We start from the raw sequence: 13,281 nt of genomic DNA, 5'->3' as shown, positions 1-13,281 counted from the left end.
CGTTAAGCTTTGCGTAACGGGGCCTTAAATCGCTACCGCTAGCGTGCGGCCGGGTGTGGCCGCGAGTGCGTTGGAATGGCGTGGGGGAAAAGGAAAAGCCGCGGGCGCAAGGAACCGCTGTTCGGGCTGCCCGCCGCGCTTGCCGACCTGCGTCTTTCGCCGGCGGACAGGATTCCAGACCCCGAAGACAAGCCGAGGAAATCATCGGCCAAGCGCAAGAGCGAGGACGCGGACGACGAGCCGCCGCAGGAGCGCAAGCCTCCGGCGGGCCGCAGCGGCACCAAGCGGCGGACGAAATCGCGCGGACGGTTCAGCATCGGCCGCCTGTTCTATTGGGGCGCGGTAGTCGGCCTGTGGGGCGTGATCGCCATCGTCGGCATCGTGGTCTGGGTGGGCGCCCATCTGCCGCCGATCCAGTCGCTCGAAATCCCGAAACGGCCACCGACCATCCAGATCGTCGGCGCCGATGGCAGCATACTGGCCCAGCGCGGTGAAATGGCGGGCGCCAACGTCGCGCTGAAGGAGTTGCCGCCCTATCTGCCCAAGGCCTTTATCGCAATCGAGGACCGCAGGTTCTATTCCCATTACGGCATCGACCCGGTCGGTGTTGCGCGCGCAGCCGTTGCGAACCTCCTGCATCGCGGGGTGTCGCAAGGCGGCTCGACGCTGACCCAGCAGCTCGCGAAAAACCTGTTCCTGACCCAGGAGCGCACGCTACGGCGCAAGCTGCAGGAAGCGGAGCTCGCGCTGTGGCTGGAGCGCAAGCACACCAAAAACGAAATCCTCGAGCTCTACCTCAACCGGGTCTATTTTGGTTCGGGTGCCTATGGCGTGGAGGCGGCAGCCCAGCGCTATTTCGGCAAGTCGGCCAGGAACGTCACCCTCTCCGAAGCCGCCATGCTGGCCGGGCTCGTCAAATCGCCCTCGCGCCTGGCGCCGAACCGTAATCCAGACGGCGCCGAGCAACGCGCCCAGGTCGTGCTCGCGGCGATGGCCGATGCCAGGTTCATCACCGAAGCGCAGGCCCAAGCCTCGATCGGCCATCCCGCCATCAAAGTCAAACCCGCCGGCGCCGGAACCGTCAACTATGTGGCAGACTGGATCGGCGAAGTGCTCGACGATCTTGTCGGCCAGATCGATCAGAGCATCGTGGTGGAAACCACCATCGCTCCGAAGCTGCAAAGCGTGGCGGAGGCCGCCATTATCGACGAGCTTGCGGCCAAAAGCGTGAAGTTCAATGTCACCCAAGGTGCGCTGGTGGCGATGTCGCCCGACGGCGCCGTGCGCGCCATGGTCGGCGGCCGCAATTACGCAGAAAGCCAGTACAACCGCGCGGTGACGGCCAAGCGCCAACCCGGCTCCGCCTTCAAGCCGTTCGTCTATCTGACCGCGGTCGAAGCCGGGCTGACGCCGGATACCATTCGCCAGGACGCTCCGCTCGAGATCAAGGGCTGGAAGCCCGAGAACTACACCCACGAATATTTCGGCGCCGTCACGTTGACCCAGGCGCTCGCCATGTCCCTCAACACGGTCGCGGTACGGCTTGGGCTCGAGGTAGGGCCGAAGAACGTAGTGCGCACCGCGCACCGGCTCGGCATCTCCTCCAGGCTCGAGCCCAACGCCTCGATCGCGCTCGGCACGTCCGAAGTCTCCGTGGTCGAGCTCGTCGGCGCCTATGCGCCGTTCGCCAATGGCGGGCTTGGCGTGTCGCCGCACGTCGTGACCAGGATCCGCACGCTGGAAGGCAAGCTGCTTTATGCGCGTCAGCCGGACCAGCTCGGCCAAGTGATAGAGCCGCGCCATATCGCGATGATGAACACGATGATGCAGCAGACGATGATCTCGGGGACGGCGAAGAAAGCTGACATTCCGGGTTGGACCGCGGCCGGCAAGACCGGCACCAGCCAGGATTTTCGCGATGCCTGGTTCATCGGCTACACCGCCAATCTGGTCACCGGCGTCTGGCTTGGCAACGACGACAATTCGCCGACCAGGAAGGCGACCGGAGGCGGCCTGCCGGTGGAGGTGTGGACCCGCTTCATGCGCTCCGCCCACGAGGGCGTGCCGCCCGCTCCACTGCCGAACTCACATGGCGGTTTCTTCGGCAATCTCGCGCAGGCAGCCTCGCAAGTGAGTGCGCCCACCGCGCCCTTGACAAACGGCGGCTATCGGCCGGCTCCGACCCGCGCCGCGGTGCGGCCCGAGGCAGCGGCCGGCCTGGATGGCTGGTTCATGGATCGGCTGTTCGGGCGGAACAGGTAGGCGCCGCTTGCCGGATGGCGCGCTGATGGTGCGTCATGAGCACGTCATTGCCGGCGAAAGCGGTCAACGCGGTACGCTGCACTTCCCCAGGTCAGCTCTGAAACCCCGGAACAGGGATCGCCCGCTTTCGCGGGCGATGACGGTCAAAAGCCAATGGAATGCCTAATCGTCGATTCCGTAGCGATGCAGATCGTTCCCGCAGGTGTCGAGCCACTTCTTGGCGCGTTCGACGGACGGACAAGCCTTGCCGACCACGCGCCAGAACCGTGGTGAATGGTTCATCTCGATGAGATGCGCGACTTCGTGCGCGGCGAGATAATCCAGCACAAAGGGCGGCGCGAGGATCAGCCGCCATGAGAACGACAGCGATCCCGCCGAGGTGCACGAGCCCCAGCGGCTCGACTGGTCACGGATGGACAACCGCTTGACCCTCACGCCGAGTTCGGCGGCATAAGCCTGCGCGGATCGTTGCAGGTCGTGACGCGCCTCGCGCTTGAGATAGTCGTGGACGCGGCGGTCTATGTGCTCGACGCGACCAGCAACACAAAGAATGCGCTCGCCGCTGTCGCGCACTTCCGTCCACACCGTGCCGCGCTCGCCAGCGCGATGGACAATCCGGTGCGGCACTCCACGCAATGGCACCAGGGTACCCGGTTGGAACGGCGCTGCCTTCGGCAATCGACCAAGACGCGCTGCGATCCAGCCACCATGGCGTTGCGCAAAGTCCCGCGCCTCCGCCAACGTACCGCGCGGGGGCATGGTGAGGATCGCGTCACGATCGCTCGGATGAATACGCAGCGTGTAACGGCGCGCGCGACGGTGCCGACGCAGCCTTATCGCGAAAAATTGCGAGCCATGTTTGATGACGAGGGTCGAAGGTTCGTGAGGCCGCCGATAAAGGAGCGCGCGAGTGGCCATGTCAGTCAGTCCGGGGAGCAGGAGTTCGCCCGGATTCTGCCACAACCGCCGCCAGGGAAAGCGCTCGGCGCAAAAACAAATCATTTGCCCAATATACAGGGGCTTTGAGGTTGCCGAACCGCTACAAAATGGGGTCGAAAGGGAAAATTTCGACGGAGGGTGGACCCATCCGACCGCCTCAAGCAACGAGGAAAGATTCATTACTTCGTGGGAGCCCGAATCATCGTTCACGACTTCAGCCGACGTTCACCCGGACGCCATTTGGGCCGGACCGTCTTCAATATGCGATGAAATCAGCGCGATTTATTCAGCCGCAGCCGCCAAGGAGGCGGTTGGATGTGTCGATGCGTTGGCAGATGCCTTGGCAGACGTCTTGGGGGTCGCCGCCGAAACCATGAAATCGTGGATGCGCGGCACAATTTCCGATTTGAAACGCGAGCCGTTGAACACACCGTAATGTCCGACGCCCTTTTGCACGTAGTGCACACGGCGATGATCGGGAATCGCGGTGCATAGGCCATGCGTCGCTTCGGTCTGGCCCAGTCCGGAAATGTCGTCGTTCTCGCCTTCCACCGTCATTAGCGCCACGCGCGTAACCTTGGACGGATCGACGAGTGCGCCGCGATGCCTCATCCTGCCCTTGGGCAGCGCGTGCTTGACGAATACGGTATCCACCGTCTGAAGATAGTATTCAGCGGTCAGGTCCATCACCGCAAGATATTCGTCGTAGAAGTCGCGGTGCTTGTCGACGAGGTCGCCGTCACCCTTCACCAGATTCGCGAACAGCTGCTTGTGGGCGTCCATGTGGCGGTCGAGATTCATGCTGAGGAAGCCGTTAAGCTGCAGGAATCCCGGATAGACGTCGCGCATCATGCCCGGATGCGGGAACGGCACCTTGGTGATGACGTGGCTGCGGAACCAGTCGATGCCGCGCTCCTCGGCAAGCTTGTTGACTGCAGTCGGGTTGCGGCGGGTATCGATCGGGCCGCCCATCAAAGTCATTGACAGCGGGACGAAGGGATCGCGTCGCGCTTCCATGATCGACACGGCCGCGACCACCGGCACCGACGGCTGGCACACCGCCATGACATGCACGTTACCGCCAAGCGCGTGCAGCATTTCGATGACGTAGTCGATGTAATCGTCGAGATCGAAACGCCCCTCGCTCAAGGGCACCATGCGGGCATCGGCCCAATCGGTGATGTAAACCTCGTGGCCCGGGAGGAAAGCCTCCACCGTGCCTCGGAGCAGCGTCGCGTAATGGCCCGACATCGGCGCCACGATCAGGACGCGCGGCTGCGGCACGCGCAGCGGCCGGGTGAACTTGCGGTCGAAATAAAGGAGTCGACAGAACGGCTTCTCCCACACGGAGCGGATTTCGACGGGAACGTGGATACCGTTGACCTCGGTATCCTCGATGCCCCATTCGGGCTTGCCGTAACGGCGGGTGGTGCGCTCGAACAATTCGCAGGCAGCGGCCACGGACTTGCCAAGCTCGGTGTGCGACCAAGGATTCAAGGGGTTCTGGAACAGGATTTTCGCGGCGTCCGTCACGGCGCGCGCTGGATTGAGCGACGCATGCGCCATCTCGTACATCCAGTACATCGGCGTCGTTAGGGCCGGACTGCCTTCAGCCGCCAGAGGCGGTGCGCCGCCAAACTCACCAATCGGCATTATGGTTCATCCTCTCGCATCGCAACATAGTGCCGAAGGCGCAATAGTGCGTCAATGCACCGCTAGGAATATATATATAGGGTACCCGGATAGCGGAAACCCCCTAAATACACGGGGTCGAGGACTTATTCACCGGCGGCGAGCAGCGAGCCGTTCCGTTTGGCGCTGCGCAATAACGCAAGAAACGCCCCAAAGGATGCGACGAGCAGGCCGGCGTTGATGGCAAGGGCATGCAGCATCAGGTCGGTCCGGAAGACCTGTTCGATCAGCAGTGACCGCATGCCCTCGAAGACGTACGTCGGCGGCAGCGCCCAGGCGACGTATTGCAACCAGTGCGGCAGCACGGTCACGGGATAATAGATGCAGGCGAGTGGCATCAGCGCGAACATCATCGTCCAGACGATGCTTTCGGCGCCAAGACCATTACGCAGCACCAGTCCCGAAACGAAAATGCCGACTGCCCAGCTCGTGAAGATCAGGTTGCAGAAGAACGCGATCAGCGGCAGCCCGAGGCTGTAGAAATTGAAGTGAAAAAAGAACAGCGCCAACAGCGTCATTGGCACGATGCCGATTGCGAGCCGGATCAGGCTCATGATCATCAGCGCGAGCAGGAACTCGATTGGCTTAAGAGGGCTCATCATCAGGTTGCCGAGGTTGCGCGCCCACATCTCCTCCAGGAAGGAGATCGAGAAACCGAGCTGGCCTCGGAACAGGATGTCCCAGAGAATGACGGCACCGATCAGGGTGCCGCCGGCGCGGGCGAAGAACCCGGCGTTCTCCGCGATGTAGACCTGCAGGAAGCCCCAGGTGATGATCTGCAGCGCCGGCCAATAAATGAGTTCCAGAAGCCGCGGCCATGACGAGAGCAACAGGTACCAGTAACGGAGGATCATCGCCCCGATGCGCTGCGCCGAAAGGCCCCTGTGCAAGGCGAGTTCGTTCATCGCGCCGCCTCCTGCGCCCGACCGCGCGCGACGTCGAGAAACACCTCTTCGAGCGTTGCCCGCTTGTAGCGCGTCATGATGGCTTGCGGATTGTCGTCATCCTCGATGCGGCCGCGCTTCATGATGATGACGCGGTCGCAGAGCCGTTCGACCTCGAGCATGTTGTGGGATGCCAGAAGGATGGTCGCGCTATGGATCTTGCGGTAGTTCTCCAGGTGTCCGCGTACCCAGTCGGCGGTGTCGGGGTCGAGCGAAGCCGTCGGCTCGTCGAGCAGCAGCAGCTCGGGCTGGTTGATCAGCGCCTTTGCGAGCGCAACGCGGGTCTTTTGCCCGGCCGAGAGCTTGCCGTTGGGCCGGTCGAGGAATTCATGGAGGTCGAGATCGCCGGCAAGCCGGGCGATACGTTCGCGCAGGTCCTTCACCGCATAGAGCTTGCCGAAGATGGTGAGGTTCTGCCGCACCGTGAGCCGCATCGGCATGTCGACATAGGGGCTCTCGAAATTCATCCGCCCGAGCACTTCGGCACTGTCCTCAGGCATGGGGTGGCCGAGCACGGATACCCGCCCCGATGTCGGCAGCACCAGCCCCATGATCATGGCGATGGTCGTGGTCTTGCCGGCGCCGTTGCCGCCGAGCAGGCCCGCGATGCTGCCGCGCCCGATCGAGAACGAGATGTCGTCCACAGCGCGGGTCTTCTTGTAGACCTTGACCAGATGCTCGACTTCGATCGCGGCGGACTGGACCCGATCCGCCACGATCCCGTGCTGTGAGGCCTGGTCTGCATCCATCATTTCAAGCCCGTTCTTCGGCCATTGCGGCGGCAAGCGCAAGCCTCTGGGAGCGCGATGAGATCGGGTCGGATCGCGATCGCGTCCAGGTTTCTGATTGAACATGACCCGCGCAAACGCCTTGCGTTTGTCGCGTAGAAAACCGGTACCCACTTTTCCGGATCATGCTCTAAACTCCCCACGATGACCGACGTTGCAGCTTCCGATTTTCGCCATCCGCGGCGCCATGTGCGGCTCGATACCATCCTGCGCCTGCGCTGGCTCGCGGTGCTGGGCCAACTTGCGGCCATATTTATCGTCACGGAGGGGCTGCAGTTCGACGTTCCCGTGGTGCCCTGCATCAGCATTGTCGCCGGCTCGGCGATGCTCAACCTGGTGCTGCAGATCACGGTGAACCCGATGGAACGGCTGGAGCCGGCGTATGCGGCGGGCCTGCTCGCGCTCAATATCGTCGAGCTCGCCGGGCTCCTGTTCCTGACCGGCGGTTTGCAGAATCCGTTCTCGTTCCTGTTTCTCGCGCCGGTCCTGATCGGCGCAACGGCGGTACCGGTGCGGCTGACCGTCGGGCTCGGCTTGCTGGCGGTGGCCTGTGCCTCCATCCTTTTCTTCTTTCACCTGCCGCTGCCCTGGGATCCCGACGACCCCCTGGCGCTGCCGCCGATTTATCTGCTCGGAATCTGGCTGTCGATCGTGCTCGCGATCGGCGTCACGGGCCTTTATTCGTTCCAGGTGACGGAAGAGGCCCGCAAGCTGTCCGATGCGCTTGCGGCGACCGAACTCGTGCTGACACGCGAGCAGCATCTGACCCAGCTCGACGGGCTGGCCGCAGCGGCGGCGCACGAACTCGGCACGCCGTTGTCGACCATCTTTCTGATCTCGCGCGAGCTGGAAAAAACGGTCAAGGACGGGCCGCTTGCGTCCGATCTCAAGACGTTGCGCGAGCAGGCGCAACGCTGCCGCGACATTCTGGGCAAGATCACCCAGCTCTCGTCGACCGGCGCCCCATTCGACCGCATGAAGCTGTCGGAGCTGATCGAGGAGACGGTCGCCCCGCACCGCGATTTCGGTGTGGCACTCAAGGTGCGGATCGCGGTCACCGCCGCTCCCGAACCGATTGGCTCGCGCAACCCCGCCATCCTGTATGGCGTCGGCAATATCCTGGAAAACGCGGTGGATTTTGCCCGCACCACGGTCGAGGTGAACGCCTGGTGGAATAATGATACGGTCGAAATCGTGATCTCCGACGACGGACCGGGCATCGCACCGGACATCCTGAAGCGGATCGGCGAGCCCTATCTGTCGCGGCGGCGCGGTCCGGACGATGCGCCAACCGAAAGGCAAGGCCTTGGGCTCGGCGTGTTCATTGCGCGCACGCTTCTGGAGCGAACCGGGGCCCGCGTGTCGTTTACCAATCGAATATTTCCGGATCACGGTGCGGTGGTGCAGATTGCCTGGCCGCGGCGGCTGTTCGAGGCCGCCGAAACCGGCGTCGAATCAACTTCTTAAGCTGCGACCTTGCGCCGCACCTGCGCTTCGATCAAATATCGGCGGCCTTGGCAGGCGCACACTGCAGCGCCATATGTACGGCGCCGGAAGAAGGAATGACGCCCTTGGCCGCCCTTGCCGAACTGAATGATCAAGCCGACCGTTCGCTCCTGATCGTGGAGGATGACAAGCCTTTCCTGGAGCGCCTGTCGCGCGCCATGGAAACGCGCGGGTTTACCGTCACCTCGTGCGACAGCGTCTCCGACGGCCTCGCCCAGATCGGAAAAGCTGCGCCGGCGTTCGCCGTGGTCGATCTTCGCCTCGGCGACGGCAATGGCCTCGACGTGGTGTCCGCGCTGAAGAAGAAGCGTCCCGATGCGCGCGCGATCGTGCTCACCGGCTACGGCAACATCGCCACCGCCGTGACCGCGGTGAAGCTGGGCGCGGTGGATTATCTCTCCAAGCCGGCCGATGCCGACGATGTCGTAGCTGCCTTGCTCTCGACCGGCGCCGAGAAATCCGAGCTGCCGCAAAATCCGATGTCGGCCGACCGCGTGCGCTGGGAGCACATCCAGCGCATCTACGAGATGTGCAACCGCAACGTGTCTGAAACCGCGCGGCGGCTCAACATGCATCGACGCACCCTGCAGCGCATTCTCGCCAAGCGAGCGCCGCGGTAACTGTACTGTTTTTCCCGCGAATCTGAGGAGACGCGCGCGAGCGTGGCGTCTCCAGGAAGACTGCCGAGCTGTCGGTCGCTCATCTACTCCCAGAATTCGGCGTGACCCTGCGGATCGACCAGCCGGTTGATGCGCTGGGCCGCGGCCATGGCAAAGCGCACCGTCATCTGCTTGCGGGTCGGCGCCGGCAACCGATGCTCCGGTGCCTCGCAGTGCAGATGCGCACCATAGGCATCGGCAACAATCAGGCCGGTGTCCCTGGGGAAGATCTCGCAAGGCAGATCCTGGGTAAAGGCAAAGAACAGCCGATCGCAATGGGCGCGGTATTCGTGCCACTTCTGGTCAGCGCGGAGATCCTCGACCGAGGATTTGATCTCGACGATCCAGATTTCGCCGCGCTCATTCAGCGCCACAAGGTCCGCGCGCCTTCCCGAGGGCAGCGGCAATTCGCTGATGCAGGAAAATCCCAGCGAGCGTAACAGGCGCGCGGTTCCGCGCGCGATCGCCAGCGCCGTCTCCGACTGACGACGGTCCACCGGCACGAGGCTGATCTGTCTGGCGGGCGATTCCATGACGGGTAGCCTAGCCGATTTCGTGACATTCGCCCACAGGGGCAAAACAAGCGGCCTGCACGACGGATAGGATCAGTGCGGCGGCGCGATGATCGCGCCTTCATTGCCGCGCAGATCGAGGGTGCCTTCCAGCTTCTCGCCTTTCCGATCGAGGAATGTCGAAAGCAGGATTTCGCTGCCCGAACCGATGGCGCCTGCAGTGACCGCAACCGGCTCGGCCCCGAGATTTAAGGCTACCACGACGGACTGGCCTTGGGCCTCGCGGCGATACAGCAGCAGATCCCCTTCCGCCGCGATCGGGACATAGCTGCCGATGGCCAGCGGCTTGCATTCCTTTCGCAGCCTGATCAGCGCCTTGTACAGGTTGAGGATAGAGGTCTCGTCGGATTGAAGATTGACGACATTCTCGCGCATGAAGTCGTCGGCGAGCGGCAGCCACGGCGGCACGCTCGAGAAGCCGGCGTAACGTGTCGAATCCCATTGCATCGGCGTACGGCAGCCGTCGCGGCCGACGCCAATTCCGGGCACGTTCTTCTCGAACGGGTCGCGCACCGCCTCGGGCGCGATCGCGACCTGATGCATGCCGATCTCGTCGCCGTAATAGAGTGTCGGGGTTCCGCGCAAGGTCAGCAGCAGCATCGCTGCAACGCGCGCCTGCTCGCGACCAACCCGGCTTGCGACGCGCGGCCGGTCGTGATTGCCGAGCACCCAGTTCGGCCAGGCGCCTTGCGGCAGCGCCTTCTCGTAATCCTCGATGATCTTTTCGACGGAGCGGGCGCTCCACAGCGTCGAGAGCAGCGCGAAGTTGAACGGCATTTGCGCGCCCTTGAGGTCGTTGCCGTAATAGGCCATCAGCCGATGCAGCGGCAGATAGATCTCGCCGATCAGGACGCGCGCGCCGAAAGCATCGGTGACGCGCCGCATCTCGGCGATCACCTCGTGCACCTCCGGCTGGTCGGTGGAATACCGCGTCAGGATTGTTTCGTGCGACGGACGCCCTGCGACATGATACGGATTTGGCGGGTTGTCGCGGAATTCGGCATCCTTGATCAGGTGCCAGATCACATCGACGCGGAAGCCGTCGACGCCTTTGGCCAGCCAGAATCGCATGACGTCGTAGATCGCCTCGCGGACCTCGCGGTTGCGCCAGTTGAGGTCCGGCTGCTGCGCAAGAAAGGCGTGGTAATAATATTGACCGGTTGCCTCGTCATAGCTCCAGGCACTGCCTCCGAATTCGGAGAGCCAGTTGTTCGGCTCGCCGCCACCGGGCCTGGGATCACGCCAGATGTACCAGTCGCGCCTGGGGTTGTCGCGCGAGGACCGGCTTTCGAGGAACCAGGGATGTTGCTCGGAGGTGTGATTGGGCACCAGATCGAGGATCAGCTTGAGACCGTTGTCGTGGGCCGCCGCGAGCAGCGCATCGAAGTCGGCCATGGTGCCGAACAACGGATCGATGGCGGTGTAATCGGAAATGTCATAGCCGAAATCGGCCATCGGTGACGGATAGATCGGCGACAGCCAGATGGCGTCGGCGCCGAGATCCTTCAAGTACGGCAGGCGCTGGATGATACCGGCGAGATCGCCGACGCCATCGTCATTGGTGTCCTGAAGGGAGCGCGGATAGATTTGATAGAAGATGCCGTGCCGCCACCAGTTTTCGTCGCTTTGATCCATGCCGTCTCGTCGCGATTTCGGTTCGTCTCGCGCGGGGGCAACGCGTGATGCGCCCGCCGGTTCACACCAGCACGGGTCTCCGACATTGGTATGGCGGCCGGTATGCAACTGTTCCTCACCGATGAGCGAATCTTTCGCTTGGCGAGGTGCCAAAAATCGGCATGCTGCGGCTTATGACAGAGCAAACCGAGACCAATCCGAAAGCAGGCGCGATCATAGTTCCCGTCACGCTGTTCGAGCAGAACTGCACCATCGTCTGGGACGAGCCGACCAAGAAGGCTGCGGTGATCGACCCGGGCGGCGACGTTCAGCGAATTCTGGAGGCCATCAAGCAGACCGGCGTCACCGTCGAGAAAATCTGGCTTACCCATGGCCATATCGACCATGTCGGCGGTGCGGACGAATTGCGCGAGACACTCAAGGTGCCGATCGAAGGCCCGCATGTCGGCGACAAATTCCTGCTCGACAATGTCGTGTCGAGCGGGGCACGCTTCGGCATGACCGGCGTGCGCGATTTCGCACCCGACCGCTGGCTGGACGATGGCGATGAAGTCTCGGTCGGCGATCTGCGCTTCGAGATCCTGCATTGCCCCGGCCATTCGCCGGGGAGTGTCGTCTACTTCAACGGGGCGCTGCGCTTCGCCGTCGTCGGCGACGTCCTGTTCAACGGCTCGGTCGGCCGCACCGACCTGCCCGGCGGCAGCCATTCGATGCTGATCAATTCCATCAAGAACAAGCTTTTGCCGCTCGGTGACGACGTCGGCTTCATCAGCGGCCACGGCGCCGGCTCGAGTTTCGGCCAGGAGCGCATGACCAATCCATTCCTCACCGGCGAGGTGTGAAGCAGCTGCGGCGATATCCTGGAAGCTGCTGACGCAACGATCGCGTAGCTACTTGTTGATAAGCCCCGCCGCGGTCAGCGCGCGCGTGATCACGGCGCCGACGTCGATCGCACGCCACTTCCTTCGCTTCGGCTTCGCGGACGGCTTCTGCACGGCAAGCGGCCACAGCACCTTGGCAAGGTCGGGCATCGGCATCGGCGCGATCCCCATCGGCGGAGCGGTGGACGGCTTGGCGACGGCGCGCGTGCCCACCTTTGCAACGGGCTTGGCGGCCTTCTCCGCCGCGGTCTTGGCGACAGCCTCCTGTGCCGTTGCGGGAGCACGTATCCAGTCGGTCAATCCGAAGAACTTGGCGATGTGATAGGAGGAGGAAATTCCGGCCTCGATCAGAAAGGCGCCCCGCATGCCGTAACGCTCGTCGTTATCGGCAATGCCGATCGGCGTGCCATGCGCCATGTCGGTGATGGTGTAGGATTCGACGATGGTGTCGCCATCCTCATTCCACCAGATCTGACGCGGATAGCCGTCGACGGTTGTCTCCGACATCGGCGCCGGCGGCAGCTGATGCAGATTGAGCCACTGCTTGACAATCTCGTCGGCATTGCCGGGATTGACCGTGCGGTCGGCACTGCCGTGCCACACCGAAATTCGCGGCCACGGCCCGCGATGATCCGACGCATTTCGCACCAGATCGCCCAATTCGCGATCGGGGCGCGCGGAGGAATGAAACATCCCGTCCAGGGCTTCGCGGACGTTGGAGGCGACGCCATAGGGCAGGCCGGCAATGATGGCGCCGCCGGAGAAAACTTCCGGATAGGTCGCCAGCATCACCGAGGTCATGGCACCACCGGCAGAAAGGCCGGTGACGAAAACGCGGTGCGCATCGATGCCATGCTCAGTGGCCATTCTCGCGATCATCTGCCGGATCGAACGGGCTTCGCCTCTATCACGGCGGGCATCAGCCGGAACGAACCAGTTGAAGCATCCATTGGAATTGTTCGAAATCTTCTGCTCCGGCATCAGGAGCGCGAAGCCGTAATGCCTGGCGAGCGTCGACCATCCGGCGCCCAGATCGTAGTCCGCCGCGGTCTGTCCGCAGCCATGCAGGACCACCACGAGCGCGCGCGGCTCCTGCAACTGGTTGGGCACGAAGCTGAACATCCGCAGGTTTCCCGGATTGGAGCCAAATCCGGTGACCTCCACCAGCGGACTGCGTGAACGAGCGCTTCGCGCCGATTCGGCAAAGCGCAAGCCATCCAGCCTCGGCAGGCGCCTTAACAGATCGATATTCCTGGCGAGAGACACCGACGGGCTCCTCTTTGAGCAACGTGCAACGCGACGTGACGAAGATCGTTGCTAGGCGACTCGCAACGCAGCCCAAAGCACATAGTTGCTGCACCGCAAAATAAAAAGAGCTTGCGCATCTCAATTCCCAGGAGTGT

The 13,281-nt window shown here is 63.0% G+C and carries 11 protein-coding genes; 4 read left to right on the top strand and 7 right to left on the bottom strand.

The genetic code is table 11. The features are described 5' to 3' along the window. Positions 1-75: 75 nt before the first annotated feature. Entirely contained in the window at positions 76-2,262 is a 2,187-nt protein-coding gene (locus tag HY852_RS01570) for a transglycosylase domain-containing protein (protein ID WP_291602025.1), read from the top strand. 162 nt (positions 2,263-2,424) lie between these two features. Here the strand turns inward: HY852_RS01570 and HY852_RS01565 are convergent, their stop codons facing one another. From HY852_RS01565 to HY852_RS01550, 4 genes are all read right to left on the bottom strand, one after another. After that, positions 2,425-3,264 (bottom strand): M48 family metallopeptidase, encoded by an 840-nt coding sequence (locus HY852_RS01565; protein ID WP_291602123.1) that lies wholly within the window; start codon positions 3,262-3,264, stop codon positions 2,425-2,427. 219 nt (positions 3,265-3,483) lie between these two features. Continuing rightward, the gene (locus HY852_RS01560) at positions 3,484-4,854 is read right to left on the bottom strand and encodes a polyhydroxyalkanoate depolymerase (protein ID WP_291602024.1); all 1,371 of its coding nucleotides are present in this window, start codon (positions 4,852-4,854) and stop codon (positions 3,484-3,486) included. Between the two features lie 125 nt (positions 4,855-4,979). Beyond that, positions 4,980-5,798 (bottom strand): ABC transporter permease, encoded by an 819-nt coding sequence (locus HY852_RS01555; protein ID WP_291602022.1) that lies wholly within the window; start codon positions 5,796-5,798, stop codon positions 4,980-4,982. Further along, positions 5,795-6,589 carry an ABC transporter ATP-binding protein gene (locus HY852_RS01550; RefSeq protein WP_291602020.1) on the bottom strand — a complete coding sequence of 265 codons (795 nt, stop codon included), beginning with the start codon at positions 6,587-6,589 and terminating at the stop codon, positions 5,795-5,797. Before HY852_RS01550 ends, HY852_RS01555 begins: the two co-directional genes overlap by 4 nt. 180 nt (positions 6,590-6,769) lie before the next feature. Here HY852_RS01550 and HY852_RS01545 point away from each other — a divergent pair, with 180 nt between their 5' ends. Together HY852_RS01545 and HY852_RS01540 are read left to right on the top strand one after the other, a co-directional pair. Continuing rightward, positions 6,770-8,092 carry an ActS/PrrB/RegB family redox-sensitive histidine kinase gene (locus HY852_RS01545; RefSeq protein ID WP_291602018.1) on the top strand — a complete coding sequence of 441 codons (1,323 nt, stop codon included), beginning with the start codon at positions 6,770-6,772 and terminating at the stop codon, positions 8,090-8,092. A 104-nt stretch (positions 8,093-8,196) separates the two neighbouring features. Beyond that, a complete protein-coding gene (locus HY852_RS01540; RefSeq protein WP_291602122.1) occupies positions 8,197-8,751 on the top strand; it encodes an ActR/PrrA/RegA family redox response regulator transcription factor in 555 nt (184 codons plus the stop codon). Positions 8,752-8,834: 83 nt separating this feature from the next. Here HY852_RS01540 and HY852_RS01535 read toward each other — a convergent pair whose 3' ends face one another. After that, the gene (locus tag HY852_RS01535; protein ID WP_291602015.1) at positions 8,835-9,323 is read right to left on the bottom strand and encodes an MmcB family DNA repair protein; all 489 of its coding nucleotides are present in this window, start codon (positions 9,321-9,323) and stop codon (positions 8,835-8,837) included. Between the two features lie 72 nt (positions 9,324-9,395). Further along, positions 9,396-10,997 carry an alpha-amylase family glycosyl hydrolase gene (locus HY852_RS01530; protein WP_291602013.1) on the bottom strand — a complete coding sequence of 534 codons (1,602 nt, stop codon included), beginning with the start codon at positions 10,995-10,997 and terminating at the stop codon, positions 9,396-9,398. A gap of 173 nt (positions 10,998-11,170) precedes the next feature. Here HY852_RS01530 and HY852_RS01525 point away from each other — a divergent pair, with 173 nt between their 5' ends. Beyond that, the gene (locus HY852_RS01525; RefSeq protein WP_291602010.1) at positions 11,171-11,839 is read left to right on the top strand and encodes an MBL fold metallo-hydrolase; all 669 of its coding nucleotides are present in this window, start codon (positions 11,171-11,173) and stop codon (positions 11,837-11,839) included. Between the two features lie 48 nt (positions 11,840-11,887). On the opposite strand, the gene HY852_RS01520 is transcribed toward HY852_RS01525, so the two are convergent. Then, a complete protein-coding gene (locus tag HY852_RS01520) occupies positions 11,888-13,144 on the bottom strand; it encodes a PHB depolymerase family esterase (RefSeq protein WP_291602008.1) in 1,257 nt (418 codons plus the stop codon). Between the last annotated feature and the right edge of the window lie 137 nt (positions 13,145-13,281).

Source organism: Bradyrhizobium sp. (assembly GCF_016213215.1).
Classification (GTDB): Bacteria; Pseudomonadota; Alphaproteobacteria; order Rhizobiales; family Xanthobacteraceae; genus Bradyrhizobium.
Note: the sequence above shows the minus strand (reverse complement) of the source record. Positions and strands in the feature narration are given on the sequence as shown.

Coding starts and splice junctions, on each gene's coding strand:
- HY852_RS01570 (WP_291602025.1), top strand. CDS start 76: ATGGCGTGGGGGAAAAGGAAAAGCCGCGGGCGCAAGGAACCGCTGTTC.
- HY852_RS01565 (WP_291602123.1), bottom strand. CDS start 3,264: ATGATTTGTTTTTGCGCCGAGCGCTTTCCCTGGCGGCGGTTGTGGCAG.
- HY852_RS01560 (WP_291602024.1), bottom strand. CDS start 4,854: ATGCCGATTGGTGAGTTTGGCGGCGCACCGCCTCTGGCGGCTGAAGGC.
- HY852_RS01555 (WP_291602022.1), bottom strand. CDS start 5,798: ATGAACGAACTCGCCTTGCACAGGGGCCTTTCGGCGCAGCGCATCGGG.
- HY852_RS01550 (WP_291602020.1), bottom strand. CDS start 6,589: ATGATGGATGCAGACCAGGCCTCACAGCACGGGATCGTGGCGGATCGG.
- HY852_RS01545 (WP_291602018.1), top strand. CDS start 6,770: ATGACCGACGTTGCAGCTTCCGATTTTCGCCATCCGCGGCGCCATGTG.
- HY852_RS01535 (WP_291602015.1), bottom strand. CDS start 9,323: ATGGAATCGCCCGCCAGACAGATCAGCCTCGTGCCGGTGGACCGTCGT.
- HY852_RS01530 (WP_291602013.1), bottom strand. CDS start 10,997: ATGGATCAAAGCGACGAAAACTGGTGGCGGCACGGCATCTTCTATCAA.
- HY852_RS01525 (WP_291602010.1), top strand. CDS start 11,171: ATGACAGAGCAAACCGAGACCAATCCGAAAGCAGGCGCGATCATAGTT.